Here is a 26,843-nt window from a genome sequence, read left to right on the forward strand (position 1 = left end):
GGCCGGAGGAGTGCGCCGGATGCGTCGCAGGTCATCTGTGCCCGACGCGCGCGCGCATCGCAAGCGGAATCGGTCGCGTGGTGCGCGGCGCGCGTTTCGCGACGGCTGGGGAAAAGAGGGCCGCGGCCGCCGCCCGCGGCGCATTTCCGTCGCCTGGGAGCCTCCCGGAGCTTGCCGAGGCGGCGGCGGCAGCGTATCCATGCAGGAAGCGCATAAGAAGCGCGATGTCCGGCGGCCGGCGCGCGCAATAATTCGGAACGTATGGCACGAAACGGCGCATTGCGTCATCGTGTCATTCAGGGGGTAAGCTCTCTTGGCTTATTTTGTCGACCAGTTTGTCAACGGGCTGACGCTCGGCGCGGTATATGGCCTGATCGCGATCGGCTATACGATGGTTTACGGCATCATCGGCATGATCAACTTCGCGCACGGCGAACTGTTCATGATCGGTGCGTTCATCTCGCTGATCGTCCTGCTGCTGCTGGCCCAACTGGGCATCGCGTCGGTGCCGGTGGCCATCCTGATCACGCTCGTTCTGTCGGCGGCGTTCACGGCCCTCTGGGGTTATGTGGTCGAGCGCATCGCCTACCGGCCGCTGCGCGGGGCCATGCGCCTCGCGCCGCTCATTTCCGCCATCGGCATGTCGATCCTGTTGCAGAGTTTCGTGCAGCTCGTGCAGGGAGCCGGGCAAAAATCGCTCGCGCCGATGATTTCCGGCCGCATCACGCTCGGCGAACTCGATGGCCAGCCGGTCGAGATCGCGGTCGTGCGCATCGTGATCATCGCGGTGACGGTGGCGCTGATGATCGCCTTCAGCCTGCTCGTCGCGCGCACCAGCTTCGGCCGCGCGCAGCGCGCCTGCGAGCAGGATCAGAAGATGGCGAAATTGCTCGGCATCAATGTCGATCGCGTCATATCGCTCACCTTCGTGTCGGGCGCGGCGCTCGCGGCGGTGGCGGGGGTGCTCTATACGGTCTACTATGGCTCGATCGATTTCTTCATCGGCTTTCTCGCGGGGCTGAAGGCGTTTACGGCGGCGGTGCTCGGCGGCATCGGTTCCCTGCCGGGCGCGATGCTCGGCGGATTGCTGATCGGGCTGATAGAGGTATTCTGGGCGGGCTATGCGACGGCCGAATACAAGGACGTCGCGGTGTTCGCCATTCTTGTGCTCGTGCTTCTGTTCCGGCCGACCGGCCTGCTCGGCCGCGCCGTTGTCGAGAAGGTCTGACGGCCTTCGCATGCGTCCAGCGTCAATCGTGATCCAGACACGAATCGGGAGAAAGACAATGAAACTGTCAGCGAAAAAGGCTTCTGTTGGGAAAGCTCTGATCGGCGTCGGCGTGCTGGCGCTTCTCGCGGGGGCTTCCGCCGCGCGGGCCGACGTGACCATCGCGCTCGGCATTCCCGCCACCGGCGGGCAGATCGCGGCGCTCGGCGCGCAGGCCAGGCTCGGCGCGGAAACCGCCGTCGCGGCCATCAACGCGCAGGGCGGCATCAACGGCGAGAAGATCGACCTGCAAATCGCCGATGACCAGTGCGACCCGAAGAACGCCGTTTCCGCCGCCAATCAGGTGGTGTCGCGCGGTGTCAAGTTCGTGTTGGGCCATCTGTGCTCCGGCGCGTCGATCGCCGCTTCCGACGTCTACAACGACGAGGGCGTGCTGATGCTCACCGCCTCCGCCACCGCGCCCGGCCTCACCGAGCGCGGCTATCCGCTCGTCTTCCGCGCCAACGGCCGCGACGACCAGCAGGGCTCCGTGGGCGGCAAGTTCATCGTCGAGAAGTTCAAGGACAAGCGCATCGCCATCGTCGACGACAAGCAGGTCTACGGGCAGGGCCTCGCGCGCGAGGCCGGCAAGGTGCTGGAGGCCGCCGGCATCAAGCCCGTGTATGTCGGCACCATCAACGCCGGCGAGCGCGATTATTCGGCTCTGGTCAGCCGGCTGAAGGACGAGAAGGTCGATATCGTCTACTTCGGCGGCTATCACACCGAACTCGGCCTGATCGTCCGCCAGGCCCGCCAGGCCGGCCTCGACACGCGCTTCATCGGCGCGGATGGCCTTGCCGCGAACGAATTCTGGTCGGTCGCGGGCGAGGGCGGTGCCGGCACGCTGTTCACCTTCTCCGCCGATGTCAAGGACAAGCCCGCCGCGCAGGAAGCCTATGCGGAGCTGAAGAAAGGCGGCGAGCCGGATAACTTCGCCTTCTACTACTACGCCGCCGCGCAGACGCTGGCCAAGGCCATCGCCGAGGCGGGCAAGGACCCCGAGAAGGTGGCGGAAACGCTGAAATCCGGCAGCTTCGATACCATCGTCGGCACCTTCCGCTTCGACGCCAAGGGCGATCTGGTCGATCCCGAATATGTCGTCTTCGAGTGGAAGGACGGCAAATACGCGCCGACGCAGCTCTGATCGCATCGTCGACACCGGGCGCTTTCGTCCGCTTGCGGGCGGAAGCGCCGTGACGCAGCATCGCAAGCATGATCTGCATAACGACAACAGTTACCGGAAGAACGACGCATGAGCCTCGCCGCCGCCCGTGATACCCGCGATCCGCAGGATCGTCCGCTTCTCGTCGCGGCGCTGCGCGAGGCGCTTGTCGCCGGCATCGTCATGGTGGGTCTCGCGCTGCCGCTGGTCGGGTTCGAGCTTGAGAACCAGACGGGCGGCGGCATCGCCATCGACTATCGTTTCGACTGGGTGGCGATCGCGGCGCTGACGACGTTTTTCGGCCGCTTCGCCGTCGCCCTCTCGCGCCCGTGGTTCGGCCGCGTGCTGGGCGCGGGGCGCGCGCCGGCCGGCGGGGCGGCGGCGCGGCTGGGCTCGGGCGTGACTTCGGCGCATCTCGGGCTGGCGTTCGGCCTCGTGGCGCTGGTGCTGCCGGTGTTGCCGATCGCCGACCGCTATATCATCGACACCGCGACGACGGTGCTGATCTACGTCATGCTCGGGCTGGGGCTGAACATCGTCGTCGGCCTCGCGGGGCTGCTCGATCTCGGCTATGTCGCCTTCTACGCCGTGGGCGCCTATGCTTTCGCGCTGCTGTCCACGACATACGGCATGTCGTTCTGGATCTGCCTGCCGCTCGCCGGGATTCTGGCGGCGTTTTTCGGCATCCTGCTCGGTTTTCCGGTATTGCGGCTGCGCGGCGACTATCTCGCCATCGTCACGCTGGGGTTCGGCGAGATCATCCGCGTGGTGCTGATCAATTTCGATGCGCTGACCGGCGGGCCGAACGGCGTGGGCGGCATTCCGCGCCTGACCTTCTTCGGGTTTCCCTTCGCCAGCCGGGCGCCGGAAGGGGGCACCGCCTTCCACGAGCTTTTCGGCATCGCCTATGCGCCGATCCATCGCGTCGTATTCCTTTATTATGTGATCTTCGTGCTGGTGCTGATCACCGCTTTCGTCTCCATGCGGCTGCGCCGGCTGCCCATCGGGCGGGCGTGGGAGGCGCTGCGCGAGGACGAGATCGCCTGCCGGTCGCTGGGCCTCAACGTGACGCGCGTGAAGCTGTCGGCCTTCGCCATCGGCGCGATGTTCGGCGGTTTCGCGGGCACGTTCTTCGCCGCGCGGCAGGGGCTGGTGAGTCCCGAAAGCTTCACCTTCTGGGAATCGGCGCTGGTGCTGATGATCGTCGTGCTCGGGGGCCTCGGCAGCCAGACGGGTGTGGTCATCGCCGCGATCGCGGTCATCGCCATACCGGAGTTCTCGCGCGATCTGGCGCAGTTCCGCATGCTGATGTTCGGGGCCGCCATGGTTCTGCTGATGGTCTGGCGTCCTCGCGGCATCATCGGCACGCGCGCGCCCAGCGTCCGGCTCGGCGGCGCATGAGCGGCAACGGATTTGACAACGAGGGACGGGGGTTGAAGATGAGAAGGATTGTGTGGGGCGCCGCCGCCCTGTTGCTCGCTGGCGGTGTCGCCGCGCCGGCGCTCGCGCAGGCGCAGAAGGTCGCCATCACGGCGATCGTCGATCACCCGGCGCTCAACGCCGTGCACGAAGGCGCGGTCGCGGCGCTGGCGAAGGCCGGCTTCAACGACGGCAAGGAAATCGCGGTCGTTTTCGAGAGCGCGCAGGGCCAGCCGGCGACGGCGGTGCAGATCGCCCGCAAGTTCGTGGGCGAGCGGCCGGCGGTGGTGATCGGCATTTCCACGCCTTCCGCGCAGGCGTTGGCGGCGGCGACGAAGACCATCCCGGTGGTGTTCAGCGCCGTGACGGATCCGGTCGGTGCGCAGCTCGTGGCTTCGGCGGAGAAGCCCGGCGGCAACGTCACCGGCGTGTCGGACCGTGCGCCGATCGATGATCAGGTGGCGCTGATTCGCGAGCTGACGCCGGATGTGAAGACCGTCGGCGTGCTGTTCAATCCCGGCGAGCCCAATTCGGTGACGTCTGTGCGGGAGCTGAAGGAAGCGGCGGAAAAGGTCGGCCTGACGGTGGTCGAGGCCCCGGCGACGAAGACGGCGGAAGTGCAGGGCGCGGCGCGCTCGCTGGTCGGCAAGGCGGATGCGGCCTTCGTGCCCACCGACAACACGGTCGTTTCCGCGCTCGAAGCGGTGTCCGGCGCGCTCGTCGCGGCGAAGATCCCGCTCTATGCGGCGGATACCGACAGCGTGGCGCGCGGCGCGCTGGCTTCGGTGGGCTTCAACTACAGGCAGGTCGGCGAGCAGACCGGCGAACTGGCGGCGCGTATCCTCAAGGGCGAAAAGCCCGGCGATCTGCCGGTGCGATTCGCGCAGGGCACCGATCTCTATCTGAACAAGGGCGTGGCGGCGAAAATCGGCGTTACCCTGCCGGAAGCGGCGCTGGCGCGCGCGGTCAAGGTGGTCGACTGACGCCGCGGCTTTCGCCGACGATCGGGCAAATGAAATTGACAACGCGGCATCGGCGTGCTTTCGCACGCCGATCCTTGTTTTTCGTGCAGGTGTTCGCAGAATCATGAGCAGTATCGCCCTGCTGGGCGCCATCGAACTCGGACTGATCTATGCGCTCGTCGGGGTGGGCGTTTATCTGTCGTTCCGCGTGCTCGATTTTCCCGACCTCACCGTCGATGGCTCCTTCCCGCTGGGGGCGGCCGTCACCGCCGTCATGCTCGTCTCAGGCGTCGATCCGTGGCTGGCGACGGCGGCCGGCGTCGTGGCCGGCGCGCTTGCCGGCTTTGTCACCGCCTTCGTGACGGTGCGCTTCGGCGTGCTGCATCTGCTGGCGTCGATCCTGACCATGATCGCGCTTTTTTCCGTCAACCTGCGGATCATGGGCCGGCCGAACGTGGCGCTGCTCACGGAAGCGACGGTGCTGACGCCCTGGCTCGGCGGCGTGCTGGCGGACGAATATGTGCGGCCGCTGTTCCTCGCCGTGGTGGTGCTGATCGCAGTCGCGCTCGTGGCGGCGTTCCTGCGTTCGGAGGCGGGGCTCGCCATGCGCGCGACAGGTGCGAATCCGCGCATGGCCCGCGCCCAGGGCGTGCGCACGGGCGTGCAGGTCATCGCCGGCGTCATGCTGTCCAACGCGCTGGTGGGGCTTGCCGGGGCGCTGTTCGCGCAGACCAACGGTTTCGCCGATGTCACCGCGGGCGTCGGCACCATCGTCGTCGGTCTGGCGGCGGTGATCGTGGGCGAGACGTTCATTCCCGGCCGGCGCATTTTCTGGGCGCTCATCGGCTGCGTGGTCGGGGCGGTGATCTACCGCCTCGCGGTGCAGACGGCGTTGTCCATCGACATGCTCGGGCTTCAGGCGTCCGATCTCAATCTCGCGACGGCGCTGCTGGTGCTGGTGGCGCTGGTGCTGCCGAAACTGCGCGGCAAGGTGCGCGGCAAGCTGCGCACGGGGGCGTCGTCATGATCGAGGTGCGCGATCTCGTCGTCACGTTCAATCCCGGCACGCCGCTGGAGCGCACGGCGTTGCGCGGCGTTTCGCTGCGGCTGGGCGAAGGCGAGTTCCTGTCCGTCATCGGCTCGAACGGCGCGGGCAAATCGACGCTGCTCGGCGCCATCGCGGGCGACGTGTGGCCCACTTCCGGCCGGGTGCTGCTTGCGGGCAACGATGTCACCCGCGTGCCGGCGGAAGCGCGTTCGCGCCATGTCGCGCGTGTGTTTCAGGACCCGCTCGCGGGCAGTTGCGGCAATCTGTCGATCGCGGAAAATCTCGCGCTCGCCGCCTCGCGCGGGCGGCGGCGCTCCTTCCTGCCGGCGCTGCGTTCCTCGCGCCTGTCGCAGATCCGCGCGCGCATCGAGGAGCTGAATCTCAAGCTCGAGGATCGCCTCGATCAGCCGATGGGGTCGCTGTCCGGCGGCCAGCGCCAGGCGCTGTCGCTCGTCATGGCGACGCTTGCGCCCTCCAGCGTGCTGCTGCTCGACGAGCATACGGCGGCGCTCGATCCGCGCAACGCGGAGTTCGTGCTCGACCTCACCCGCGATCTGGCGGCGCGTTTCAATCTCACGGTGCTGATGGTCACGCATTCCATGCGTCATGCGCTCGATTTCGGCACGCGCACGGTGATGCTGCACGAGGGCCGTATCCTGCTCGACGTCGCGGGCGCGAAGCGCGCGGGGCTGACCATCGAGGACCTGCTCGATCAGTTCCGCCGCGCGCGCGGCGAGGCGCTGGCGGAGGACCGCCTGCTGGTGGGCTGATGTTCCTGCGCCTGCCACGCCCGCAACGCGAGACGCCGGCGCCGTCGCGCAGATTCGCGCTGGTGCAGGTGCTGCGCGCGGTGGCGGCCGTGTTCGTCGTGTTCCATCATGCGCAGTTCGATGCCCTGCACTTCGCCGGTCCCGGCGGCTTCGCGCCCGACCGCTCGCTGCCGTGGGAGGCGGGCGTCGACATCTTCTTCGTCATTTCCGGTTTCATCATCGTCCATTCGTCCCGCCGCCTGTTCGCGGCGCCGGGAGCCGCGCGCACGTTCCTGACGCGCCGCCTCATCCGCGTCGTGCCGCTCTACTGGCTGGCGACCGCGGCCTTTCTCGCTATCGGCCTGCTGCTGCCGCGCGCGCTGAACAGCCCCGCGCCGGATGCGGCGGAGATCGCCGCCTCCTTCCTGTTCTGGCCCTATCTCAACGGTCTCGGCGTGGCGCAGCCGGTGTTCTCGCTGGGCTGGACGCTGAATTACGAAATGGCGTTCTACCTTGTGTTCGCGCTTGCCATCGCGCTGCCCGGCCGGTCGGCGTCGGTCGCGATGACTCTGTTCTTCGCCGTGCTGGCGGGGCTCGGCCAGCTCGTGGCGCTGCCCATGCCGCTGGCGTTCTGGGCGGAGCCGTTGGTGCTGGAGTTCGTCTTCGGCCTGTGGATCGCCTGGATCGCCGTCGCCGCGCGCGAGGCCGGCTGGCGACCGGGCGTCGTCCTGCGGGTGCTGCTGGCGGCGATGGCGATCCGCATGCTGCACGACGACCTGACCGCGGACGGCATCGACCGCGCCGTCGCGTGGGGCGTTCCGGCGGCGATGCTGGTGGCGGCCGCGGTTCTCGGGTCCGAGGCGCGCGGGCCGTCGCCCCTCTTGCGGCCGTTCGTGGTGCTGGGCGATGCCTCCTACGCGCTCTACCTCTTTCATCCCTTCGCATTGCGTGCCGTGCGCTTGCTTCTAGCCGATGCGAATATCGACCCCCGGACTTATGTCGTCATTGCTTTGTCGGTTGCGGTAATACTGGCTCTCGCAGTCCATCTGGTGATTGAACGGCCGGTAACGCGCTGGCTGCGCCGCCGGCTGTCGAACACAGCGGGAGCAGAAAGTGAGCGAGGACAGTGACGAAGCTGCGAGGGCGCGGCGGAAGGCGCAATTGATCATTCCGGTGGTCGATCTGCGGGAGGCGCTTGCCGGAGAGCCCGCTGCCGCGGTTTTCGCCGGGGAAGGGGAAAAGGCGGCGGAAAAAGCGCCGGCGGAAGCCGCCGCATCCGGGGCGGGTGGCGCGGACGACGCGCGGAAGAGCGACGTCGGACGAGATGCCCGCCGTGCCAAGGGCGGAAACTGGCTGTTTCCGTTCATGCTCGGCGCGCTCTTCGGCGCCTCCGCCTTTTACGCTGTGCTGTGGTGGCGGGCGCTTATCTGATCGTGCGCCGGTCGATGGCGGCGATGACGCCGGTTTGCGGATCGTGGCCGCGCGTGGTCAGCGCGATGCGCGAGCGCGCGCCGTCGGCGGCGATGTCGAGCAGGTGATATCCCGCCCGCCGATCCAGCGTGCCGTGGATCGCCGAGACCGAGGGCACGCCGAGAACGGGCACCTGCATGCCTCCGGGGCCTGCGATCGCCGCCAGCGAGGCCCTGTGGTTGTGGCCGTGCAGGACGAGTTCCGCGCCGGCCCGCGCGAGCGCGCGCTCGAAGCCGGCGGCATCCGTCAGGCCGCGTCCGGGCTTCGCCCCGCCGATATGCGGCGGATGGTGGATCATCACGATGCGGCACAGCCCGGCTTGCCCGAGATCGGCCAGAATATCCGCGAGCGCGGCGAGCTGCGCCCCGCCCAGCGTGCCGCTGGCGAGGAAGGGCAGCGTCGGCACGCCGGACGACAGGCCGACGAACGCGACGCCTTCCCGCCGGCGCACATACGGAAACGGGTTTTCTCGGGGAAACGGGTTTTCTTGGGGAAACGGGTTTTCCTGCGCTCCGTCGCCGGTCATCCATGGCGCCAGCATCCGCTGCATCGGCGCGAGCGCGGCGGGCACATAGGCGTCGTGGTTGCCGGGCACGAAGCTTACCCGCTCGGGCGGGCCGAGCCGCTCCAGAAACGCCCGCGCCGCCGGAAACTCGCCGGCAAGGCCGATGTTCGCGATGTCGCCCGTCATCGCGATGTGGTCGGGACGGTGGCTGGCGATATCGTCCAGCATGCGCGCGAGCAGCGCCATGTCGTGCGCCTGCGCACGTCCGCGTTTCCAGTTGATGAAGCCTGTCAGGCGTTTGCCGAGCAGCTCGCGCAGCAGCACGGGCGGCAGCGGGCCGATGTGGGCGTCCGACAGATGCGCGACGAGCATGAGACCTCCGGGCAGAATCCCGCATTTTCCTGCGCCCTATAGCATCAAACCGGGAGCGTGTGCGCCTTTTCGGGGAACTTTGATGCGCTGACAAGAGACGGGACGGCATCTTCCGCGTGTCGCGCGGGTCAAGGTTGCGCTCCGGGGCCGTCACAGGCCGATGGACAGTTTGCCGCTTCGATGATAGATGCCGCTTCGGAAAGGTTTTGATGATGACGATGGACCGGCAATCCCTGCGACGACGATGCACGCGCGTGCGCGCTTCCATGCGCGCCGTGATGTATCTCTCGCTTGCGCCGGCCTGACGCGCGTGCGCAAGGCGAGGTCCGTTGTTTCGTGGCGGCCGTTCCGGCTGCCCGCATTTCGCGATTGCCTTTCATGACTTCTCTTGCACTCACCATTCGCCGCGAACACCCCGCCGATCACGACGCCATCGAGCGCATGCACGAGCGTGCCTTCGGACCGGGGCGCTTCGCCCGCACCGCCTACCGCCTGCGCGAGGGCATGCCGCCGATGGCCGATCTGTCGTTCTGCGCCCATGTCGGCACGTTGATCGTCGGCTCCATCCGGCTGACGCAGGTAAGGGCGGGCGAGGTGCCGGCCCTCGTGCTGGGGCCGCTGACGGTGGAACCGGCGTTCATGGATCGCGGCATCGGCGCGGCGCTGATGCAGGCGGCGCTCGATGCGGCGCGCCAGGCGGAACACGGCCTTGTCGTGCTGGTCGGCGACGAGCCCTATTACCGGCGATTCGGCTTTCGCGTGGTGCCCCCCGGCCGGCTGATCCTGCCGGGGCCGGTCGATCCCGCCCGCTTTCTCTATTGCGAATTGCGCGAAGGCGCGTTCGACGCCGCGCACGGCCCGGTGCGGCCGCTGGCGGCTGCCGCCGTCGCCTGAGCGTCAGGCCCTTCTGAACGTCAGGCCCCGCGCCGCCGGCTTTCCACGATCCACGCCGCGAGCGCCGCCCAGATGATCAGCGCGAGGCCGGCGAGGCCGATGCCGAGCGGAAATTCGCGCACGCCCCGCACCACCGCGCTGCCGCTCGGGCGCAGGCCGATCCAGCCGTCGCCCGCGAAGGCGGAACCCGCATGAACGAGTTCGATGCGCGGCACGGCCGGCGGTGCGCCGTCCGTGTCCGTCACCCGCCGCACCGAGCCGCTCGTGGCCCGCGCGAGCGGCGAAAGGCGGGCGGTGTCGCTGAACACGTCGGCGAGTTCGCGCGGATTGTCCGGCCCTGCGTTGACGAAAGCGGAAAGCGTGCCGTCCGTCAGGCGATAGAGACCGAGCTGGCGATTCTCGACGGAAGCGGAAAACAGGCCCGGCTTGACCGGCGCGAGCGTCACGGTCTGCGTCCGGCCGTCCGGGGCGGTGAGCGTGACGGGCGGCGGCGCGTCGGCCATCGTCTGGCGCTCGATGGCGATGATGCCGTCGCGGGCCGTGGCGCGCAACGCTTCCTCCTCCAGCGCCGGTTCGCGCATCAGCCAGTGCGAGAGGCGGCGCAGCAGGTCGACATGCGGCCCGCCGCCCTGAAAACCGCGCGCCCACAGCCAGGCGTGATCCGACAGCAGCAGCGCGATGCGCCCGCGCTCGTGACGCGAGAGAACGAGCAGCGGCAGGGCGTCGGCCCCGTCCATGAGAATGTCGCCGCCATGCACCTGCGCGCCGATCTGGCGCAGCCACATGCCCCAGTTCGATGCGCCGCCGGGCAGATCGCGCGTCACCGGGTGGCGGCTGCCGGTGCCCGTCACGCGCGGGCGGAAATCCGTCTCGTGGATGCGCCCGTCCGGCGTCGCCGGCAGGATGGCGCCGAGCGAGGTGCGCGCCACGCTCGATGCGCCGGAAAACTCGGGGCCGGCGGCGAGCAGCAGCGCGCCGCCGTTGCGCACGTAGTCGGCGATGTTGTCGTAATAGATCGGCGGCAGCACCGTGAGATTGGCGTAGCGGTCGAAGATGATCAGGTCGAAATCCCCGATCCGCTCCTGAAACAGCGCGCGGGTGGGAAAGGCGATGAGCGACAGCTCGTTGATCGGCGTGCCGTCCTGCTTCTCCGGCGGGCGCAGGATGGTGAAATGCACGAGATCGACGTTGGCGTCCGATTTCAGCAGGTTGCGCCACGTCCGCTCGCCCGGATGCGGCTCGCCCGAGACCAGCAGCACCCGCAACTTGTCGCGCACGCCCTCGATGGTCAGCACGGCGCGGTTGTTGGCGTCCGTCATTTCGCCCGCGAGCGGCTCGACTTCCAGCTCCAGCACGTTGGGGCCGGGGTGGTCGATCGGAATGGACAGCGGCACCGGCCGCCCGGTGGGCGCCTGCACCGATCCGAGCAAGGTGCCGTCGCGGCGCGCCGTCAGCCGGGCGGTGCCCGTGCCGCCGCGCTCGTCGATGAGCACGCGCACGGTCTGGGTGCGCCCGACGATGCCGAAACGCGGCGCGTCGACCAGCGCCACGCGCCGGTCGCGTTCCTGCCGCTCGCCGGTGACGAGCGCGTGCAGCGGCGCGGTGAAGCCCAGCGCGCCCGCCGTCGCGGGGATGTCGTGCACCACGCCGTCCGTGATCAGGATGGCGCCGGCGACCCGCTCCGCCGGCACGTCGGCGAGCGTGCGCGCCAGCGCGCCGAAGAGGCGCGTGCCGTCGCCGCCGTCTCCCTCCGCCATCTCGACGCGCCGCACCTCCACGCCGGGAAGGGCGGCGAGCCGCCGGGCGACCTCCTCGCTGACGGCGGTCGTCTGCGCCTCGCGCGCGCCCAGCTTCTGCGAGGCGCTGCGGTCGGTGACGACGACGGCGATATCGTTGAGCGGTTCGCGTTCCTCCGAGACAAGCGCCGGATTGGCGAGCGCGCCGATGAGCAGCGCCATCGCGACGCCCCGCAGCAGGCCGCTCCACAGGCCGCGTCCGAAGACGGCGACGAGCATGACGACGCATGCCGCCAGCGCCAGTCCCGCCAGCGCCGCGGGCGGCAGCAGCGGCGAGAAGGCGAGGGTGGGCGAAAAGGCGAAGATGGGAAGGGCATCCGCAAGCATTCGCGTCCCCTATTGCCCGAGCCGGTCGAGAAGGGCCGGCACATGCACCTGATCCGCCTTGTAGGAGCCGGTGAGCACGTACATGACCATGTTCATGCCGCCGCGCGCGGCCATCTCGCGCTGGTCCGGGTTCGAGCCCACGGTGGGGTAGAGCGGGTTGCCGAAATCGTCGAGCGCCCAGGCGGCGGCGAGGTCGTTGGCGGTGATGATGATCGGCGACACGTTGTCGCCGCCGCGCGCCGGGCGCGGCTCGCCCTCCTGCGCGGGGGGCAGCGATTCCACCCATGTCTGGCCGGTGGCGTAGCGGCCCGGGAAATGATCCATCAGGAAGAAGGTCTTGGTGAGCACATGGTCCGGCGGTACGGGCTCCAGCTCCGGGATGTCGATGCCCGCCAGCATCTGCCGCAGCCGCGTCGTCTCGGCCGTGGGCGCGCTGCCGGCGTCCTGGCTCCGGGCGTCCTGGCTCCAGGCGTCGCGGGTGTCGAAGATCACCGTCCCGCCCGCCTTCATGTAGGCGTCGATCCGGCGCAGCGCCGTCTCGGAAGGGGCCGGCGCATCGGCGGCGATGGGCCAGTAGATCAGCGGGTAGAAGGCGAGTTCGTCGCTCGCCGGATCGACGCCGATGGGATCGGCCGGCTCGAAGGACGTGCGGAAGGCCAGTTCCTCTCCCAGCCCGGCGAGGCCGGCGCGGCTCGTCTCATCCACTTCCGCGTTGCCGGTGATGACATAGGCGAGGCGGGTGTGCAGCGCGGCCTGCCTGTCGATGTCGGTGAGCGTCTCCTGCGCCTGCGCGCGGGGGGCGGGCAGGATGGCGAGCGTTACGGTCCCAAGCGCCGCAGCCAGCAGCAGCGCGGGCAGCGCGGTGCCGGTCCGCATGGGCGCGCGTCTGCGCCACCGGCCGCCGATGACGGTGCTGACGAGCGTATCGGCCATGAACAGCAGCAAAGCGGCGAGGAACAGCGGCAGCCGCAGGTCGATGCCCGGCGGCGCCGACAGCGGCGTGACGGCGGCGGCCACCGGCGCGAGGTCGAGCGGCGCGGGCCGGTCGCCCTCGGCGAGGGCGTTGAGCGCGAGCGGCGCCTCGTTGGTGCCGTAGAAGCCGGCCGGATGATCGCGCGAGGCGCGCACCGCCCCGGTGCGCGCCACCGGCCGCGCATCGGCGGGCGGGCGGCGGAAGACGCCGAAGCCGTCCAGCGTGCGCAGCGGCGAGGCGGTTTCGGCGGCGGTTCCGGTTTCCGTCTCGTCCCGCGCGCCGGCGTCGCGGCCGGCCATGCCGACGATCCGGCGCAGCATGTCGACGAACGTGCCGGACAGCGGCAGGTTCGACCATGTGGCATCCGCCGTGACATGCACCAGCACGATATGCCCGTCGCCGCGCCGCTCGGCGGTGACGATGGGCGTGCCGTCCGACAATGCCGCCCACGTGCGGCGGTTGAGGTCGGCGTCCGGCTCGGCCAGCACCTGGCGCGTCACGGTGATTTCCGGCGGCGCGTCGAGCCCGTGGAACGGGCTCGTTTCGGGGAAGGGCGCGAGCGTCTTCGGCATGTCCCACGAGAGCGCGCCACCGATGGTGCGCTCGCCCTGCCGCAGCCGCACCGGCACCAGCGTCTCGTCGCTGTTGGCCATGCGCGGGCCGGCGAAGCGCAGCAGCACGCCGCCCTCCGCGACGAAGGCTTCCAGCTTCGCGGCCGTTTCGCGGTCGATGACGCCGATGTCGGTGAGCGCGATCACCGTCGCGTTTTCCGCGATCAGGCGCGAGACCACGTCGGGCAGCGTGCCGCGCGGCTCGCGCAGTTCCGCATAGGGCTCCAGCGCGCGAGAGAGATAGAAGGTCGGCGCGAGAAGGGGCTGGCTCGCCGTATCCGCGCCCGCGCCGGAAACGAGGCCGACGCGATGGCGGCGCTGGCGGTCGTCAACGAGCGTCACCGCGCCGGCGGAATTCTCGCCGGCGATGTCGATGCGCGCCACCGCGTTGCGGATCTCGATCGGCAGGTCGAAGGAGGCCGTCGCCGTCAGCGCGTCGCCGTCGAAGGCGAAAGGCGTTTCGCCGAGCGGCAGGCTCCTGAAATCGACGGCCCGCAGCCGCCCCTGCGCGGGCGCGCGTGCGTCGGCGCGGGCCACCGTCACCATGAGGCCGTCACGCGCGTTGCGGCTGCCGGCGAGCGTCAGCGTAGCCGGAAAGGCGTCCGCGCGCACGGCGAGCGCGCGCTGGCCGCGCAGCGCGTCGAGGCGCGCGGCGAAGGCGGCGTCTCCCTCCGGCACGCCGCCGCCGGCCGCGCCGAGCGTTGTCCGGTCGCTGATCCAGACGACGGCGGCATCCGCGTGCGCGTCGAGAAAGCGGGCGATGGCGGGCAGATGCGCGGCGCGGTCCGCCGCGTGGGCGCGCGGAACGGCGGCCCGCAGGCGCTCGGTCGTTTCCGCGCCGCTGCCGGGTGCGATCTCCGCCGGCGCGTCCGCCAGCCCCACCAGCGCGACGGGCCGGCCGTCGCGGCTCGCGGCGGCGAGGATGTCGCGCGCCGCGCCCGTGCGCGCCGCCCAGTCGCGGGCGGCCGAAAAGCCGTTGTCGACAAGCAGCAGCACCGGCCCGCCGCCCGGCAGGGCGGGCAGCGGGTTCCACGCCGGCCAGGCGGCGGCGAGGATGATCAGCGCCGCGATCAGCAGCCGCAGCAGCAACAGCCACCACGGCGTGCGCGCTGGCGTCTGGCGGCGGGGCGCGAGGTCGAGCGCGATGCCGAGCGGCGGAAAGGCGATGCGCCGGGGCGCGGGCGGCGTCACCCGCAGCAGCAGCCACAGCGCCGGCAGGCCCGCGAGCGCCAGCAGCGCCAGCGGCGCGGCGAAGGCGAGCGGCAGTCCGAAAAGGTCGAGGCCGGGCATCAGGCGCCTCCGTCGCGGCGGCTGGCGAGCAGCGTGAGCACCCTCAGCGCCGCCTCGCTCGCCGGCCTGTCGGTGTGATGCACCGTGAGCGTGAAGCCGTGGCGCGCGAGGAGGGCGCGCAGCCCCTCGCGATGGGCGAGATACCGCCGCCGGTAATCCTCTCCCCACGCCGCCGCGTCGCCCAGATGCAGGCGCGCGCCGCTTTCGGGGTCCTCCAGTTCCGCCTGCCCGTCGAAGGGAAAGGTTTCCTCCGCCGGATCGACCACGAGCAGCACATGGCCGCGCGCGCCGTTCGCGGCGATGGAGGCGACGGCGCGTTCGATATCGGGAAGCGGCACGAGGAAATCGCCGATCAGCAGCGGCTCGCTGCGCCGCCTGAGCGGCGTTTCCGGCGGCAGGTCGCGGTCGGCGCCGGCATGGTCGTGCGCCAGCGCGCCGGCGATCTGCTCCGCGATGCGGCGCGTGGCGCGCGGGGCCATCAGGCCGAGAAAGCCCACCCGCTCGCCCGCCGCGACCAATGTATCGGCCAGCGCTAGCCCCAGCACGATGGCGCGCTCCACCTTCGGCGCGCCGGCGAGCGACGAGGCGAAGGCCATGGAAACGGAACGGTCGATCCACAGCCCGACGGTCTGCGCCGCTTCCCACTCGCGCTCGCGCACATAGAGCCGGCCGTCGCGGGCGGAGCGCCGCCAGTCGATCCGCCCGGCGGATTCGCCCGACATGAAGGGCCGGAACTGCCAGAAGTTCTCGCCCGGTCCCGCCCTGCGCCGGCCGTGGATGCCGTGGGCGAGGCTGATCGCGACCCGCCGCGCCTCCAGCACGAGGCGCGGCAGACGGGCGGCGAGCGCGCGCGCCGCGCCTTGCTCTCCCTGGCCGGGAAAGCGGCTCTGGTCCGGCAGGATCGCCACACGCGCCATGCTTACATATCCGTTGAATAAATCAATCTATCGTATTGCAAAAACGTGCATTCCGCTATCAGATGCGCGCCGTGATGCGGGCGATGACGCCCTCCACCGTCTCACCTTCCGCGCGCGCCGCGAAGGTGAGGGCGATGCGGTGCTTGAGCACGGGCTCGGCCAAGGCGCGCACGTCGTCCAGCGAAGGCGCGAGGCGGCCCTGCACCAGCGCGCGCGCGCGGGCGGCCAGCGTCAGCGCCTGGCTGGCGCGCGGCCCCGGCCCCCAAGCAAGTTTGTCGGATATGGCGAGTTTGTCGGATATGGCGAGTTTGTCGGCGCCGGCGCGCCCCTCCGCCGGCCCGTCCTCGCCGGGGCGGGCGGAGCGCACGAGGTCGAGAATGGCCTCGACCACGCTGTCGCCCACCGGCAGCCGGCGCACGAGCCGCTGGATGGAAACGAGCGTGTCGGCACTGATGGCCGCGGTGGCGACCGCCTCGCGCGTGCCGGTGGTCTCCAGCAGGATGCGCCGTTCGGTGTCGCGGTCGGGATAGCCGACATCGATTTGCAGCAGGAAGCGATCGAGCTGCGCCTCGGGCAGCGGGTAGGTGCCCTCCTGCTCGATGGGGTTCTGGGTCGCGAGAACGTGAAAGGGTTGCGGCAGGTCGTGGCGCACGCCGGCGACGGTGACGAAACCTTCCTGCATGGCTTGCAGGAGGGCGGATTGCGTGCGCGGGCTGGCGCGGTTGATTTCGTCGGCCATCAGCAGGCGGGTGAAGATCGGCCCGCGGATGAAGCGGAAGCTGCGCTGGCCGGCGGTCGATTCGTCGAGGATCTCGCTGCCGAGGATGTCGGCGGGCATCAGGTCCGGCGTGAACTGGACGCGCTGGCTGTCGAGGCCGAGCACGGTGCCCAGCGTTTCCACGAGGCGCGTCTTGGCGAGGCCCGGCACGCCGACGAGCAGGCCGTGGCCGCCCGCGAGCAGCGTGACGAGCGCGAGTTCGACGACGCGCTCCTGCCCGAAGATGACGGCGCCGATGGCCTCCCGCGCCCGCGCGATGGCACTGAGCGCGGCTTCGGCCTGCGCGACGATGGCGGTGGCGGCGATGGTCGCGTCATCGGGTGCTGCGGCTGTCATCGTGTCCGTTCCTGTGCAACATGGCGTTTGTGAACGAGCTGGCTCGCCCCTGCGTTTCCTTGTTGGGCGCTTGTGTCTCGCCAGTCAAGCGCCGTGCCGGGAATCGGGCGATCCGGGGGTATGATATGATGTTGATCGATGTCATGAATCGGGCAAAGCCGAAAAAAGGCGCGATGTCGGCGTATCGTCGCACCGCGCGAACGTGCAATGGTCACGCGGGGAGATGAACATGACGACAGCGCCGGAAACACCGCAGGGGCTCGCGCGCCTGCTTTCCGCCGCCCGCGGCGCGGGCGCGCGCGAGGGTGTGGAGCGATGGAACCCGCCCGACTGCGGCGACATCGACATGCGGATCGCCGCCGACGGCGTGTGGTTCTATCAGGGCACGCCCATCGGCAGGGCCGCGCTGGTCAACCTTTTCGCCTCCATTCTGCGCCGCGAGGGAGAGCGTTACGTTCTTGTCACGCCCTTCGAAAAAGTGGGGATAAAGGTTGATGACGTGCCGTTCCTCGCCGTGGAGATGGCCGTCGATCCGGCCACCGGCCGCCTGCATTTCCGCACCAACGTCGACGATGCGGTCGAGGTGGGCGAGGCTTGCCCGCTGCGCTTCTCCGTCGACGCGGCGGGCGGCTTCCGCCCCTATGTGAGGGTGCGCGGCGATCTCTGGGCGCGGCTGACGCGCGCGCTGGTGGGCGATCTGCTGGCGCTCGCGGAGGAGCGGACGGTCGACGGCGCGGCTGTCGTCGGCGTCGCTTCGGGCGAGGCGTTCTTTCCCATCGCCCGGCGGGCGGACTTTTTCGACGAAGGGAGCGCCTGATGACGGCGGATACCATGGGCGACGATCTGGTCGCCCGGCTTGGCGCGCGCCTGTTCCGCGATCCGCCGGACAGCGCGGCGCCGCCCGTGGCCGGCGACCACGCGCTTGGCAATCCCCTGCCGGATATCTCGCCGGTTCGCGATGCCGCCGTGCTGGTGCCGCTCATCCGCCGTGCGACGGATGAGCGAACGGCGGAATCGGGCGTCCGCTATTCGATGTTGCTCACCCGGCGCGCCGCCGGCCTGCGCCAGCATCCGGCGCAGATCGCCTTTCCGGGCGGCAAGATCGATCCCGGCGATGCCTCGCCGCTTGCGGCGGCGCTGCGCGAGGCCGACGAAGAGATCGGCCTGCCGGCCTCGCTCGTGCGCCCGCTGGGCTATCTCGACGGCTATCTGTCGGCGACCGGCTACGCCATCGTGCCGGTGGTGGGGCTCGTCGATGCGCGCTTTTCGCCGCGCCCCAACCCCGGCGAGGTCGACGACGTGTTCGAGGTGCCGCTCGATTTCCTGATGAACGTCAACCATCATGAGCGGCATGCCCGCGAATGGCACGGCACGCTGCGTCATTATTATGCGATGCCATGGGGCGATCGCTATATATGGGGAGCGACCGCGGGCATTATCCGCAACCTTTACGAAAGGCTCTACGCGCCATGACAGCCTGCCGAAAGCGCGGAATCGCGCGATGACACGCGCCGTTTTCGAGGCACTCGTCCTTTTCCTGAGCCCGTTCGTCCTGTTCGGCATCTATTTGTGGCTGCGCCGGCGCAGCCCCCTCACGCGCGAGGCGTGGGACGGGCATATCCCGTGGCTCATGCTGGCCGGCCTTCTCACCGCCATCGCGGGTTTCCTCATCGCCGGTCTCACGGCGGAGCGGCACACGGGCGCTTACGTGCCCTCGCATATCGAGGACGGCAGGCTGGTGCCGGGGCATTTCCGATGAACGGTTCCGCGCATGTGCGGGAACTGCTCGACGACGACGCCTTGCGGCGCATCCTCGCCGCCGTCGACGCGGAGGGGGCGCAGACGCGCGTCGTCGGCGGGGCGGTGCGCAACGCGCTGCTCGGCATGCCGGTGAAGGACATCGACTGCGCCACGACGGCCCGTCCGCGCGACGTGATGCGGCTGGCGCAGGCGGCGGGGCTGAAGGCGGTGCCGACCGGTATCGAGCACGGCACCGTCACCGTCGTCGCGGACGGGCGGCCTTTCGAGATCACCACCCTGCGCCGCGACGTCGAGACGGACGGCCGCCATGCCGAGGTGGCCTTCGGCACCGATTTTCGCGAGGATGCGCGGCGGCGCGACTTCACCATCAACGCGCTTTATCTCGACCGGCAGGGCGTCATCCACGATTTCACCGGCGGCCTCGCGGATATCGCGGCGCGGCGGGTGCGGTTCATCGGCGACGCGGGAACGCGCATCCGCGAGGATTATCTGCGCATCCTGCGCTTCTTCCGTTTCTGGGCCGATTACGGCGAGGGGCCGCTCGACGCAGAGGGCCTTTCGGCCTGCATCCGCGCGCGCGGGGGGCTTTTCCGGCTGTCGCGCGAGCGCGTGCGATCGGAGCTTTTGCGCATTCTCGTCGCCCGGGGGGCGGTCGCGGCCGTGACGGTGCTTTGCGATACCGGTTTCCTGCCCATGATGACGGGCGGCGTCGCGGAAACCGGGCGCTTCGCGCGCGTCTGCGCCGGTTCGGGCGACGGGCTGCTGCGGCTTGCCGCGCTTTGCGTTACCATTCCCGAGGATGCGGAGCGGTTGCGCGAGCGGCTGCGGCTGTCGAACGGCGAGCACGAGCGCCTGTCGCGGGCGGGGGCGGCCATCGCCCATCTGCATGGCCGGCGGGAGCCGCTCGACGCCCGCGCGTTGCGCCGCCTCGCCGTTCTGCGCGGGCTTCCGGCCGTGGCCGATGCGCTCGCCGTGACCGATGGCGAACCCTCGCCCGTGGTCACGGACGATGCGCGCGTGCTTCTTGCCCGCTATGCGGACGGGTCGCAGCCGGTGCCCGTGTTTCCGCTGTCCGGCCGGCACCTCGCGGCGCGGGGCGTGCCGCCGGGGCCGCGCATGGGGCAGGCGCTGGAGCGCGCCCGTGCGCTCTGGCTCGATGCCGACTGCCCGATGGACGGGCCCGCGCTGGCCGCCGTGCTGGCGGGCGCGGTCGAAGGCGGGTCAGGATTGGGCCGCGGGCGCGGCGAGAGTGCGCCGGTCGAGGCCCTGCGATAGCAGGCACAGGCCAAGGCCCGCGGCGGCCAGCACGGCGGAGACGAGCGGCAGGCCGTCATAACCCATGCCCAGCGTCAGCGCCGTGCCGCCGATCCACGCCCCGCTCGCGTTGCCGAGGTTGAACGCGGCCTGATTGAGGCTCGACGCGAGGTTCGGCGCTTCGCTCGCCGTATCGACCACGCGGATCTGCAACGGCGCGGTGACGGCGAAATCCACGATGCCCCACACGAAGATGACGGCGACGGCCGCCTGCCACACGGGCGCGGCGAAATGCATCGCCACGAGCAGCCCGATGAGCCCGGCGAAGATGACCGCGAGCGACGACATCAGCCGCCAGTCCGCCAGCCGTCCGCCGAGGAAGTTGCCGATGGTGATGCCGACGCCGAACAGCAGCAGCACCCACGTCACATGATGCGGCGCGAGCCCCGAGACCTCGCGCAGCAGCGGCGCGATATAGGTGAAGACGCAGAAGAGGCTTGCCGAGGCGAGCACGCTCATGCCCATCGCCAGCATCACCTGCGAGCGGCCGAGCACGCGGAATTCGCGCATGATGCCGGCCTTGGGGTTGGCGATGTTGGCGGGCACGAGCAGCACGAGCAGCGCCGCCGCCGCCACGCCGATCAGCGCCACCGCCCAGAAGGTGGCGCGCCAGCCGAACTGCTGGCCGAGCGCCGTGCCGGCCGGCACGCCGAGAATGTTGGCGAGCGTCAGCCCGCCGAACATCAGCGCCACCGCCTGCGCGCGCCGGTTGCGCGCCACGAGCCCCGCCGCCACGACGGCGCCGATGCCGAAATAGGCGCCGTGGCAGAAGGCCGTCACCACGCGCGCGCCCATCAGCAGCCAGTAGGAAGGTGCGATGGCGCACAGCACGTTGCCGATGATGAACACGCAGGTGAGGGCGATCAGCGTCGCCTTGCGCGGCAGGCCGTTGGTGGCGATGGCCACGATCGGCGCGCCCACAACCACGCCGAGCGCGTAGCCCGACACCAGATGCCCTGCCGCCGGGATGCTGACGCCGAGATCGGCCGCCACTTCCGGCAGCAGGCCCATGATGACGAATTCTGTCGTGCCGATGCAGAACGAAGCGGCGGCGAGGGCAAGCAGGGATAAAGGCATGAAGGCGATTCCGGCCGGGAGGTGACGTCGTGCTCTGCGATGCGCGCAGAGGTTCAACGCAGAGGTTCAATTCTGGGAGGCCAGCGTTATCGCATTCGAATAATAAGACAATGGCTCGTGTTGCAGCGCAGCCATGCCCCGTGCAGGGCCGGACTCCATACAAATGTCACGATTGCATCAGGGGCCGACGACGATCTGCCCGGCGAGGAACGCGCCGGCGACCGCAGCCGACAGCACCGCGCCGTCATGCAGCGCGAGCATGAGGCGGGAAGGCGCGCCGGCTTCGTGCAACCCGGTCTCATGTAACCATTGCGTTGCGCCGGCGATGCACACGGACCAGCCGGCGCCGAGCAACGCCAGCGCGAGCGTGAACATGCCGGCCGTTTCCGCCACGGCGAAGACAGGCACGCCGCCGGCGAGCAGCAGAAGGCCGCCCAGCGCCACCATCGGCGGCGTCACGCTTGCCGGCAGGCGGGCGGTGAAGAGCGCGGGCGCGTACATCGCCACCATGTGCCACGACACGCCGGCGAAGATGAGGCCGGGAGAAAGGCCGCATCCGGCCATGGCCAGCGGCGCGGCTGCCATCAGCATGGTCATGACGAACCATGCCACGACGCCCGCGAACGTCGCGCCGGCAAAAGCCCGCCAGTCCGGCGCGCGGGAAGGCGCTTGTGCGTCTCCCTCCGCCGGCGGGGAGGCGGCGGGCAGCGTGAGCGCCAGCGCGAAGGCGCCGACCTGCGCCACGGCCGCCGCCAGCGCCGTGCCGACGAACAGGCGTGGCGCGGCGAGCCCCTCGGCGAAGCCCGCGAGCGACGGCGCGACGAGGCCGACCAGCGCGCCGGCGCCGAACACGGCGGCGATCGCCGCCCGCCGGTCGGCCGGGCCGGTGACGCTCGCCGCCGCATGCCGGTAGAACAGCCCGAAGCCGCTGGCGATGCCGAGCCAGAACGCGCCGAGCACCAGCGGAATGAACTGCTGGTGGGCAAGCGCCCAGGCCGCCATGACGCCGCCGGCGATGCCCAGACTCGCGCCGAGCGCGAAGGCGGCGCGACGGCCGAATGCATCCATGAGGAAGGAAGCGGGGAACGTGGCGGCGGTCGCGCCGATCAGCATCGCCGCATAGGGCAGGGAGGCCATCCACGGTTGCGGCGCGAGAAACGCGCCCGCAAGCGGCAGGGTGCCCAATGTGAGCACCTGCGACAGCACCGCGAGCGCGAAGCCGATGGCGAGCCGGCCGACATGGCGGCTGGCGCTGCGGTCCGCGATCAGGGTCTGGGGCGCGCACAGACAGGCGAGCCGTCCGGCGCGCGCCGTCAACGCGCCGATCATCCCCGCGCGTCCGGGCGATGCGACGGCGGCAGATCGTCGTCGCTCAACACGCGCAGGCTCGCGCCTTCGAGGTCCTCATACTGGCCGTTGCGCATGCACCACATGAAGCAGGCGAGGCCGCCCACGCCCAGCGTGAGCGCCAGCGGCACGAGAACGAGCAAAACCGTCATGACAAGCCCTCCCGAACGATGGCGGCGGGCAGGACCGGCCGGGCCGCCTGCGGCTCTTCGCCGGCGCTTCCGCCGCCCCGCGCGCGCAGCGCGTTCAGCGTCACGAGCAGCGAGGAGCCGGACATCGCCACCGCCGCCACCAGCGGCGTCACATGGCCGAGGAAGGCCAGCGGCACCGCGATGAGGTTATAGATGGCGGCGATGCCGAGATTCTGCAACATCAGACGGCGTGCCCGGCGGCTGACCGTCACCGCCGCGAGCACCGGGGCGAGTCGGTCGCCGGGGAACACGCCGTCGGCCTGCGCCTGCGTGAGATCGGCGGCGGTGACGGGCGACAGCGAGACGTGGGCGGCGGCGAGCGCCGGGGCGTCGTTGAGACCGTCGCCGACCATCAGCACCTTGCGCCCCTGCGCCTTGAGGGCGGCGAGCGCGTCGATCTTGTCCCGCGGCTTCAGCCCGCCCCGCCAGTCGTCGATGCCGAGCGCCCGCGCGACGGGCGCGACCGCTTCCGCCCGGTCGCCGGAGAGGATGACGAGCGGGATGCCCTGTCGCGCCAGTTCCCGCGCCACCCCGATGGCGTCGGAGCGCAGCGTCTGGCGGATTTCGAGCAACGCCCGCCGGTCGCCGTATCGGACCGCCACCAGCGAGGTATCCGCGCTTGCCGGCTGCGGATGGCCGTCGAACCCGCAGAAGGCCGGGCTGCCGAGCCGCGCTTCCATATGATTGACAGCGGTGCGCACGCCCTCGCCGGGGCGTTCCTCCACGGACTCGAACGGCGCGGCGCGTCCCGCCTCTCGCGCGACCGCCGCGGCGAGCGGGTGGGTGCTGGAGAGCGCGAGCCGCCCCGCCACGGCCAGCAGGTCGGCCGGCACGTCCGCCGCGTTGGCGACGCGCGGATCGGGCACGGTCAACGTGCCGGTCTTGTCGAAGACGATCGTGTCGGCCTCCGCCAGCCGCTCCAGCGCGTCGCCGGAATGCAGCAGCAGGTTGGCGCGGAACAGCGCGCCGGCCGCCACCACCTGCACGGCGGGAATGGCGAGCGCCAGCGCGCAGGGGCAGGTGATGATCAGCACCGCGATGGCCGTGATCGCCGCATCGTGAAAGGAATGGCCGGTGAGCATCCACACGATCAGCGTGATCAGCGCCGCGCCGTGGACGATGGGCGCATAGGCGCGCGCCGCCCTGTCGGCCAGATGCAGATAGCGCGAGCGGCCCTCCTGCGCCGATTCGAGCAGGCGCTCGATGTCGTCGATCAGCGTCGCCTGGCCGGCGGCGGTTACTTCGAGCGTCAGCGCGCCGCCGCCGTTCAGGCTGCCGGCATAAACGATGTCGCCCGCCGCCACGTCACGCGGGTGCGTCTCGCCGGTGATCAGGCTCTCGTCGACGGCGCTCGCGCCGGAGAGCATGCGCCCGTCCGCCGGCACGCGCTCGCCCGGCGCCACCATCACGCGCTCGCCCGGCTGCAAGCTCTCCGCCGGGGCGAGGGTGATCGTGCCGTCAGCCTCGATGCGGCGCGCGGTGACGGCCTTGAGCGCGGCGAGATTGCCCGCCACCGCGCGCGTCTTGCGGCGCATGGCCTGATCGAGCACCCGGCCGCAGAGCAGGAAGAACAGCAGCGTCACGGCCGCGTCGAAATAGGCGTTTTCGGCATGGTTCATGGTCTCGACGATGGACATGCCGAGCCCCAGCCCGATGCCGAGCGTGATCGGCACGTCCATGTTGAGGCGCCCGCCGCGCACCGCCCGCCACGCGCTCGAAAAGAACGGCTGGCCCGCATAGGCGGTGGCCGGCAGCGCGATGAGCGCCGAAATCCAGTGGAACATGTCGCGCGTCTCGGGCGTGATGTCCGAGACATTCCCCGCCCACACCGAAACGGAGAGCAGCATCACGTTCATGGAGGCGAAGCCGGCGACCGCGAGGCATTTCAGCAGATGCTGCATGCGCCGCGCCTCCGTCTCCTCCGCCTCGCGCGCCACATAGGGCCGGGCGCGATAGCCGAGGCGGCGCAGGGCCTCGAAAATGGCGACGGGCGCGAGTTTCGTCTCGTCCCAGTTCACCGTGAGCCTGTGGCGGCTGTAGTTGACGCGCGCGCCGACGAGGCCGGGCAACTCGCGCAAGCCGTGCTCGATCTCGCCGATGCAGGCGGCGCAGGTCATGCCCTCGACGGCGAGATCGAGGCGCGCCGCGCCGTTCTCGTGGCGGATGAAGCCGGTCAGATCAAGGGCGGCCGACATGCTTCCTCCTTCAGTTCAGCACCACGCGGCCGGACGAGCGGAACATCCGTTCGCCGTTCCGGTCGATATCGAGATCGACGCCCCAGCTCCCGGGCGTCACGTCGATCGCCGCCTCGTAGCGGCCGCCGCCCTTGTCCGCGAGCGGCACGGAACGGTCGCGGCGCGAATCGGTCGGATGGACGAGAACAAGCCGCGCGTCGAGGCCCGCCAGTGGCCGCCCGTCCGCGTCCCTGACCGAAACGGACGCGGGGCCTGAGGCCGCGCAGCCGTGCGCGGCGATGACGCATCCCTGCCGGCCGGCGGCCGGCGTCACGGCGGCGTCGCGGTGCGGCAGCGTGATGTCGACCTGCCAGCCGAGCGTCTGCTGCGCCTGCGCCGCGCTGCGGTCGCGCGCGAAGTTGAGGCCGGCGCGGTAGCTGCTGACCTTCTCCGCGCCGCCGTGCGTCGAGATGGCCGCGCGGATCATCACGACATTGACGGCGGTGACGCAGCCGAAAAAGCCGAGAAGGCACAGCAGCACCGTGCGCCCGGTCAGCCGGCGCTCCTTCGCGGGAGCGGAGGAAGGCGAGGACAGAATGGTCGGCATGGCGTCGTTCCCTTTATCGGCCGAAGAAGTGGTCGCGCGCGCTGGCGCCCGACGCGCCGCTCTCGTCCGCGATGCTGAACACGACGTCCGCCGTCTCGGGGGCGGCGCCGCGCGGCTCGTCGTGAACGGTGATGAACGCGCGCACTTCCCGCGTCTGGTCGGGGCCGATGGTGATGGCGACGCGGCCGTCGGACGCATCCTCGTCGCCGATCGCCGACAACTGCGCGCCTGGCAGCGGCGTGCCGTCCGGGCGCGTGACGGACAGCGTGAAGGTGCGCGCGTCGCGGTTCTTGTTGATCAGCCGCAGCGTGTAGGCGTTGCGCACCGCGCCGTCCGTGAGGCGCACGAACACCGGGTTGCGGTCGTGCAGCACGCTGATGCCGGCGGTGGAGCGGGTGAGCAGCGTGTAGAGCATCCCGCCGCCCACCGCGGCGATGATCGCCACATAGGCGATGGTGCGCCAGCGGATGAGACGGATGTGCGTCGGCTTGCCCTGGGAGCGGGCGCGGACGTTGCGGTCCGTGTCGTAGGCGATGAGCCGCGTCGGACGGCCGATCTTCTCCATCACCGAATCGCAGGCGTCGATGCACAGCCCGCACTGGATGCATCCGAGCTGGCTGCCCTGGCGGATATCGACGCCGGTGGGGCAGACGTTGACGCACTGGAAGCAATCGACGCAATCGCCGGCGGGCTCGCCCTTCGCCCGGAGCGCCGCGTTGCGCTTCACCGAGCCGCGCGGCTCGCCGCGGTCGTAGCGGTAGGTGACGTTGAGCGCTTCCTCGTCGGTGAGCGCGGCCTGAATGCGCGGCCACGGACACATGTAGAGGCAGACCTGCTCGCGCATGTGGCCGGCGAGGGTGTAGGTGGTGAAGGTGAGAATGCCGATCCAGACATAGGCCATGGTCGGCGCGGTGAAAGTCGCGAGCTCATACACCAGCGTCGGCGCGTCGGCGAAGTAGAGCACCCATGCGCCGCCCGTCCACCACGCGATGATGAGCCAGAGCGTGTGTTTGGCGGTGCGGCGCATGACCGTGTCGAAGGTCAGCGGCCCGTTGTCGCGCCTGATGCGCTCGCGCCGGTCGCCTTCCGTCAGACGCTCGACGGCGAGGAAGAGATCCGTCCAGACGGTTTGCGGGCAGAGATAGCCGCACCACACGCGCCCCGCCACGGCGTTCATCAGGAAGAGCGCCAGCGCCGCCAGAATCAGCAGGCCGGTGATGTAGTAGAACTCCTGCGGCCAGATCTCGATGGCGAAGAAGTAGAAGCGCTTGGTGACGAAATCGATCAGCACGGCCTGATCGGGCGCGCCCTCGCCCCGGTCCCAGCGCACGAACGGCAGCAGGTAGTAGATGCCGAGGGTGACGACCAGCACGATCCACTTGATCCGGCGGAAGGTGCCGTGCACCTTCTGCGGATAGATCTTCTTCTGCGCCTCGAACAGCGGTTCGTGCTCGGAGGGCGTGGCGGTTTCGATAACGCGGGTCGTCGCCATTGTC

24 protein-coding genes are annotated in these 26,843 nt (G+C 70.2%); 13 read left to right on the top strand and 11 right to left on the bottom strand.

Annotated features, from left to right (window positions below):
• The first annotated feature begins 313 nt into the window (after window positions 1-313).
• The 8 genes from ACOYJQ_RS04985 (at window position 314) to ACOYJQ_RS05020 (ending at window position 8,038) form a co-directional block, all read left to right on the top strand.
• Window positions 314-1,228 (top strand): ABC transporter permease subunit, encoded by a 915-nt coding sequence (locus tag ACOYJQ_RS04985; protein WP_433456871.1) that lies wholly within the window; start codon window positions 314-316, stop codon window positions 1,226-1,228.
• A gap of 58 nt (window positions 1,229-1,286) precedes the next feature.
• Window positions 1,287-2,411 (top strand): ABC transporter substrate-binding protein, encoded by a 1,125-nt coding sequence (locus ACOYJQ_RS04990; protein ID WP_433456873.1) that lies wholly within the window; start codon window positions 1,287-1,289, stop codon window positions 2,409-2,411.
• Between the two features lie 108 nt (window positions 2,412-2,519).
• On the top strand, window positions 2,520-3,830 hold the full coding sequence (gene livM, locus ACOYJQ_RS04995) for a high-affinity branched-chain amino acid ABC transporter permease LivM (RefSeq protein ID WP_433456874.1): 1,311 nt from the start codon (window positions 2,520-2,522) through the stop codon (window positions 3,828-3,830).
• Window positions 3,831-3,868: 38 nt separating this feature from the next.
• A complete protein-coding gene (locus ACOYJQ_RS05000; protein WP_433456876.1) occupies window positions 3,869-4,831 on the top strand; it encodes an ABC transporter substrate-binding protein in 963 nt (320 codons plus the stop codon).
• Window positions 4,832-4,934: 103 nt separating this feature from the next.
• Window positions 4,935-5,837 (top strand): ABC transporter permease, encoded by a 903-nt coding sequence (locus ACOYJQ_RS05005; RefSeq protein WP_433456878.1) that lies wholly within the window; start codon window positions 4,935-4,937, stop codon window positions 5,835-5,837.
• A complete protein-coding gene (locus tag ACOYJQ_RS05010) occupies window positions 5,834-6,628 on the top strand; it encodes an ABC transporter ATP-binding protein (RefSeq protein ID WP_433456879.1) in 795 nt (264 codons plus the stop codon). The genes ACOYJQ_RS05005 and ACOYJQ_RS05010 overlap by 4 nt, the downstream gene beginning before the upstream one ends.
• Window positions 6,628-7,737 carry an acyltransferase family protein gene (locus ACOYJQ_RS05015; RefSeq protein ID WP_433456880.1) on the top strand — a complete coding sequence of 370 codons (1,110 nt, stop codon included), beginning with the start codon at window positions 6,628-6,630 and terminating at the stop codon, window positions 7,735-7,737. The genes ACOYJQ_RS05010 and ACOYJQ_RS05015 overlap by 1 nt, the downstream gene beginning before the upstream one ends.
• A complete protein-coding gene (locus ACOYJQ_RS05020) occupies window positions 7,721-8,038 on the top strand; it encodes a hypothetical protein (RefSeq protein WP_433456881.1) in 318 nt (105 codons plus the stop codon). Before ACOYJQ_RS05015 ends, ACOYJQ_RS05020 begins: the two co-directional genes overlap by 17 nt.
• On the opposite strand, the gene ACOYJQ_RS05025 is transcribed toward ACOYJQ_RS05020, so the two are convergent.
• Window positions 8,031-8,954, bottom strand: a complete 924-nt coding sequence (locus ACOYJQ_RS05025) for a metallophosphoesterase family protein (protein WP_433456882.1) — start codon at window positions 8,952-8,954, stop codon at window positions 8,031-8,033. The genes ACOYJQ_RS05020 and ACOYJQ_RS05025 overlap by 8 nt on opposite strands.
• 378 nt (window positions 8,955-9,332) lie before the next feature.
• Here ACOYJQ_RS05025 and ACOYJQ_RS05030 point away from each other — a divergent pair, with 378 nt between their 5' ends.
• Window positions 9,333-9,848 (top strand): GNAT family N-acetyltransferase, encoded by a 516-nt coding sequence (locus ACOYJQ_RS05030; protein ID WP_433456883.1) that lies wholly within the window; start codon window positions 9,333-9,335, stop codon window positions 9,846-9,848.
• A 20-nt stretch (window positions 9,849-9,868) separates the two neighbouring features.
• On the opposite strand, the gene ACOYJQ_RS05035 is transcribed toward ACOYJQ_RS05030, so the two are convergent.
• Genes ACOYJQ_RS05035 through ACOYJQ_RS05050 form a run of 4 tightly spaced genes read right to left on the bottom strand, consistent with a single transcriptional unit; the run spans window position 9,869 to window position 16,876 of the window.
• Window positions 9,869-11,971 carry a hypothetical protein gene (locus tag ACOYJQ_RS05035; protein WP_433456884.1) on the bottom strand — a complete coding sequence of 701 codons (2,103 nt, stop codon included), beginning with the start codon at window positions 11,969-11,971 and terminating at the stop codon, window positions 9,869-9,871.
• Between the two features lie 9 nt (window positions 11,972-11,980).
• Entirely contained in the window at window positions 11,981-14,845 is a 2,865-nt protein-coding gene (locus tag ACOYJQ_RS05040; RefSeq protein ID WP_433456886.1) for a DUF4159 domain-containing protein, read from the bottom strand.
• Window positions 14,845-15,762 (bottom strand): DUF58 domain-containing protein, encoded by a 918-nt coding sequence (locus tag ACOYJQ_RS05045; RefSeq protein ID WP_433456887.1) that lies wholly within the window; start codon window positions 15,760-15,762, stop codon window positions 14,845-14,847. The genes ACOYJQ_RS05040 and ACOYJQ_RS05045 overlap by 1 nt, the downstream gene beginning before the upstream one ends.
• A 58-nt stretch (window positions 15,763-15,820) precedes the next feature.
• The gene (locus ACOYJQ_RS05050) at window positions 15,821-16,876 is read right to left on the bottom strand and encodes an AAA family ATPase (protein ID WP_433456889.1); all 1,056 of its coding nucleotides are present in this window, start codon (window positions 16,874-16,876) and stop codon (window positions 15,821-15,823) included.
• A gap of 229 nt (window positions 16,877-17,105) precedes the next feature.
• Here ACOYJQ_RS05050 and ACOYJQ_RS05055 point away from each other — a divergent pair, with 229 nt between their 5' ends.
• From ACOYJQ_RS05055 to ACOYJQ_RS05070, 4 genes are read left to right on the top strand one after another with little or no spacing between them, the layout of a single operon-like run.
• Window positions 17,106-17,693 carry a DUF1285 domain-containing protein gene (locus tag ACOYJQ_RS05055; RefSeq protein ID WP_433456890.1) on the top strand — a complete coding sequence of 196 codons (588 nt, stop codon included), beginning with the start codon at window positions 17,106-17,108 and terminating at the stop codon, window positions 17,691-17,693.
• Window positions 17,693-18,349 (top strand): CoA pyrophosphatase, encoded by a 657-nt coding sequence (locus ACOYJQ_RS05060; protein ID WP_433456891.1) that lies wholly within the window; start codon window positions 17,693-17,695, stop codon window positions 18,347-18,349. Before ACOYJQ_RS05055 ends, ACOYJQ_RS05060 begins: the two co-directional genes overlap by 1 nt.
• A 28-nt stretch (window positions 18,350-18,377) precedes the next feature.
• A complete protein-coding gene (locus tag ACOYJQ_RS05065) occupies window positions 18,378-18,635 on the top strand; it encodes a DUF6111 family protein (RefSeq protein ID WP_433456892.1) in 258 nt (85 codons plus the stop codon).
• Window positions 18,632-19,912, top strand: coding sequence for a CCA tRNA nucleotidyltransferase (locus ACOYJQ_RS05070; protein WP_433456893.1), 1,281 nt, complete (start codon window positions 18,632-18,634; stop codon window positions 19,910-19,912). Before ACOYJQ_RS05065 ends, ACOYJQ_RS05070 begins: the two co-directional genes overlap by 4 nt.
• On the opposite strand, the gene ACOYJQ_RS05075 is transcribed toward ACOYJQ_RS05070, so the two are convergent.
• The 6 genes from ACOYJQ_RS05075 to ccoG form a co-directional block, all read right to left on the bottom strand.
• Entirely contained in the window at window positions 19,859-21,028 is a 1,170-nt protein-coding gene (locus ACOYJQ_RS05075; protein ID WP_433456894.1) for an MFS transporter, read from the bottom strand. The two genes, ACOYJQ_RS05070 and ACOYJQ_RS05075, sit on opposite strands and share 54 nt — an antisense overlap.
• A gap of 177 nt (window positions 21,029-21,205) precedes the next feature.
• The gene (locus tag ACOYJQ_RS05080) at window positions 21,206-22,357 is read right to left on the bottom strand and encodes an MFS transporter (protein WP_433456896.1); all 1,152 of its coding nucleotides are present in this window, start codon (window positions 22,355-22,357) and stop codon (window positions 21,206-21,208) included.
• Entirely contained in the window at window positions 22,354-22,527 is a 174-nt protein-coding gene (gene ccoS / locus ACOYJQ_RS05085) for a cbb3-type cytochrome oxidase assembly protein CcoS (RefSeq protein WP_433456897.1), read from the bottom strand. The genes ACOYJQ_RS05080 and ccoS overlap by 4 nt, the downstream gene beginning before the upstream one ends.
• Window positions 22,524-24,761 carry a heavy metal translocating P-type ATPase gene (locus tag ACOYJQ_RS05090; protein ID WP_433456899.1) on the bottom strand — a complete coding sequence of 746 codons (2,238 nt, stop codon included), beginning with the start codon at window positions 24,759-24,761 and terminating at the stop codon, window positions 22,524-22,526. Before ACOYJQ_RS05090 ends, ccoS begins: the two co-directional genes overlap by 4 nt.
• 10 nt (window positions 24,762-24,771) lie before the next feature.
• Window positions 24,772-25,347 (bottom strand): FixH family protein, encoded by a 576-nt coding sequence (locus tag ACOYJQ_RS05095; protein WP_433456900.1) that lies wholly within the window; start codon window positions 25,345-25,347, stop codon window positions 24,772-24,774.
• Window positions 25,348-25,360: 13 nt separating this feature from the next.
• The gene (ccoG, locus tag ACOYJQ_RS05100) at window positions 25,361-26,839 is read right to left on the bottom strand and encodes a cytochrome c oxidase accessory protein CcoG (RefSeq protein WP_433456901.1); all 1,479 of its coding nucleotides are present in this window, start codon (window positions 26,837-26,839) and stop codon (window positions 25,361-25,363) included.
• Window positions 26,840-26,843: the final 4 nt, after the last annotated feature.

Origin of the sequence: Pseudochelatococcus sp. (assembly GCF_050946405.1) — a bacterium.
Classification (GTDB): Bacteria; Pseudomonadota; Alphaproteobacteria; order Rhizobiales; family Beijerinckiaceae; genus Pseudochelatococcus.

Coding starts and splice junctions, on each gene's coding strand:
- ACOYJQ_RS05075 (WP_433456894.1), bottom strand. CDS start 21,028: ATGCCTTTATCCCTGCTTGCCCTCGCCGCCGCTTCGTTCTGCATCGGC.
- ACOYJQ_RS05040 (WP_433456886.1), bottom strand. CDS start 14,845: ATGCCCGGCCTCGACCTTTTCGGACTGCCGCTCGCCTTCGCCGCGCCG.
- ACOYJQ_RS05070 (WP_433456893.1), top strand. CDS start 18,632: ATGAACGGTTCCGCGCATGTGCGGGAACTGCTCGACGACGACGCCTTG.
- ACOYJQ_RS05055 (WP_433456890.1), top strand. CDS start 17,106: ATGACGACAGCGCCGGAAACACCGCAGGGGCTCGCGCGCCTGCTTTCC.
- ACOYJQ_RS05080 (WP_433456896.1), bottom strand. CDS start 22,357: ATGATCGGCGCGTTGACGGCGCGCGCCGGACGGCTCGCCTGTCTGTGC.
- ACOYJQ_RS05005 (WP_433456878.1), top strand. CDS start 4,935: ATGAGCAGTATCGCCCTGCTGGGCGCCATCGAACTCGGACTGATCTAT.
- ACOYJQ_RS05065 (WP_433456892.1), top strand. CDS start 18,378: ATGACACGCGCCGTTTTCGAGGCACTCGTCCTTTTCCTGAGCCCGTTC.
- ACOYJQ_RS05010 (WP_433456879.1), top strand. CDS start 5,834: ATGATCGAGGTGCGCGATCTCGTCGTCACGTTCAATCCCGGCACGCCG.
- ACOYJQ_RS05000 (WP_433456876.1), top strand. CDS start 3,869: ATGAGAAGGATTGTGTGGGGCGCCGCCGCCCTGTTGCTCGCTGGCGGT.
- ACOYJQ_RS05060 (WP_433456891.1), top strand. CDS start 17,693: ATGACGGCGGATACCATGGGCGACGATCTGGTCGCCCGGCTTGGCGCG.
- ACOYJQ_RS05045 (WP_433456887.1), bottom strand. CDS start 15,762: ATGGCGCGTGTGGCGATCCTGCCGGACCAGAGCCGCTTTCCCGGCCAG.
- ccoG (WP_433456901.1), bottom strand. CDS start 26,839: ATGGCGACGACCCGCGTTATCGAAACCGCCACGCCCTCCGAGCACGAA.
- livM (WP_433456874.1), top strand. CDS start 2,520: ATGAGCCTCGCCGCCGCCCGTGATACCCGCGATCCGCAGGATCGTCCG.
- ACOYJQ_RS05030 (WP_433456883.1), top strand. CDS start 9,333: ATGACTTCTCTTGCACTCACCATTCGCCGCGAACACCCCGCCGATCAC.
- ACOYJQ_RS05035 (WP_433456884.1), bottom strand. CDS start 11,971: ATGCTTGCGGATGCCCTTCCCATCTTCGCCTTTTCGCCCACCCTCGCC.
- ACOYJQ_RS05025 (WP_433456882.1), bottom strand. CDS start 8,954: ATGCTCGTCGCGCATCTGTCGGACGCCCACATCGGCCCGCTGCCGCCC.
- ccoS (WP_433456897.1), bottom strand. CDS start 22,527: ATGACGGTTTTGCTCGTTCTCGTGCCGCTGGCGCTCACGCTGGGCGTG.
- ACOYJQ_RS05050 (WP_433456889.1), bottom strand. CDS start 16,876: ATGACAGCCGCAGCACCCGATGACGCGACCATCGCCGCCACCGCCATC.
- ACOYJQ_RS05095 (WP_433456900.1), bottom strand. CDS start 25,347: ATGCCGACCATTCTGTCCTCGCCTTCCTCCGCTCCCGCGAAGGAGCGC.
- ACOYJQ_RS05090 (WP_433456899.1), bottom strand. CDS start 24,761: ATGTCGGCCGCCCTTGATCTGACCGGCTTCATCCGCCACGAGAACGGC.
- ACOYJQ_RS04990 (WP_433456873.1), top strand. CDS start 1,287: ATGAAACTGTCAGCGAAAAAGGCTTCTGTTGGGAAAGCTCTGATCGGC.
- ACOYJQ_RS05015 (WP_433456880.1), top strand. CDS start 6,628: ATGTTCCTGCGCCTGCCACGCCCGCAACGCGAGACGCCGGCGCCGTCG.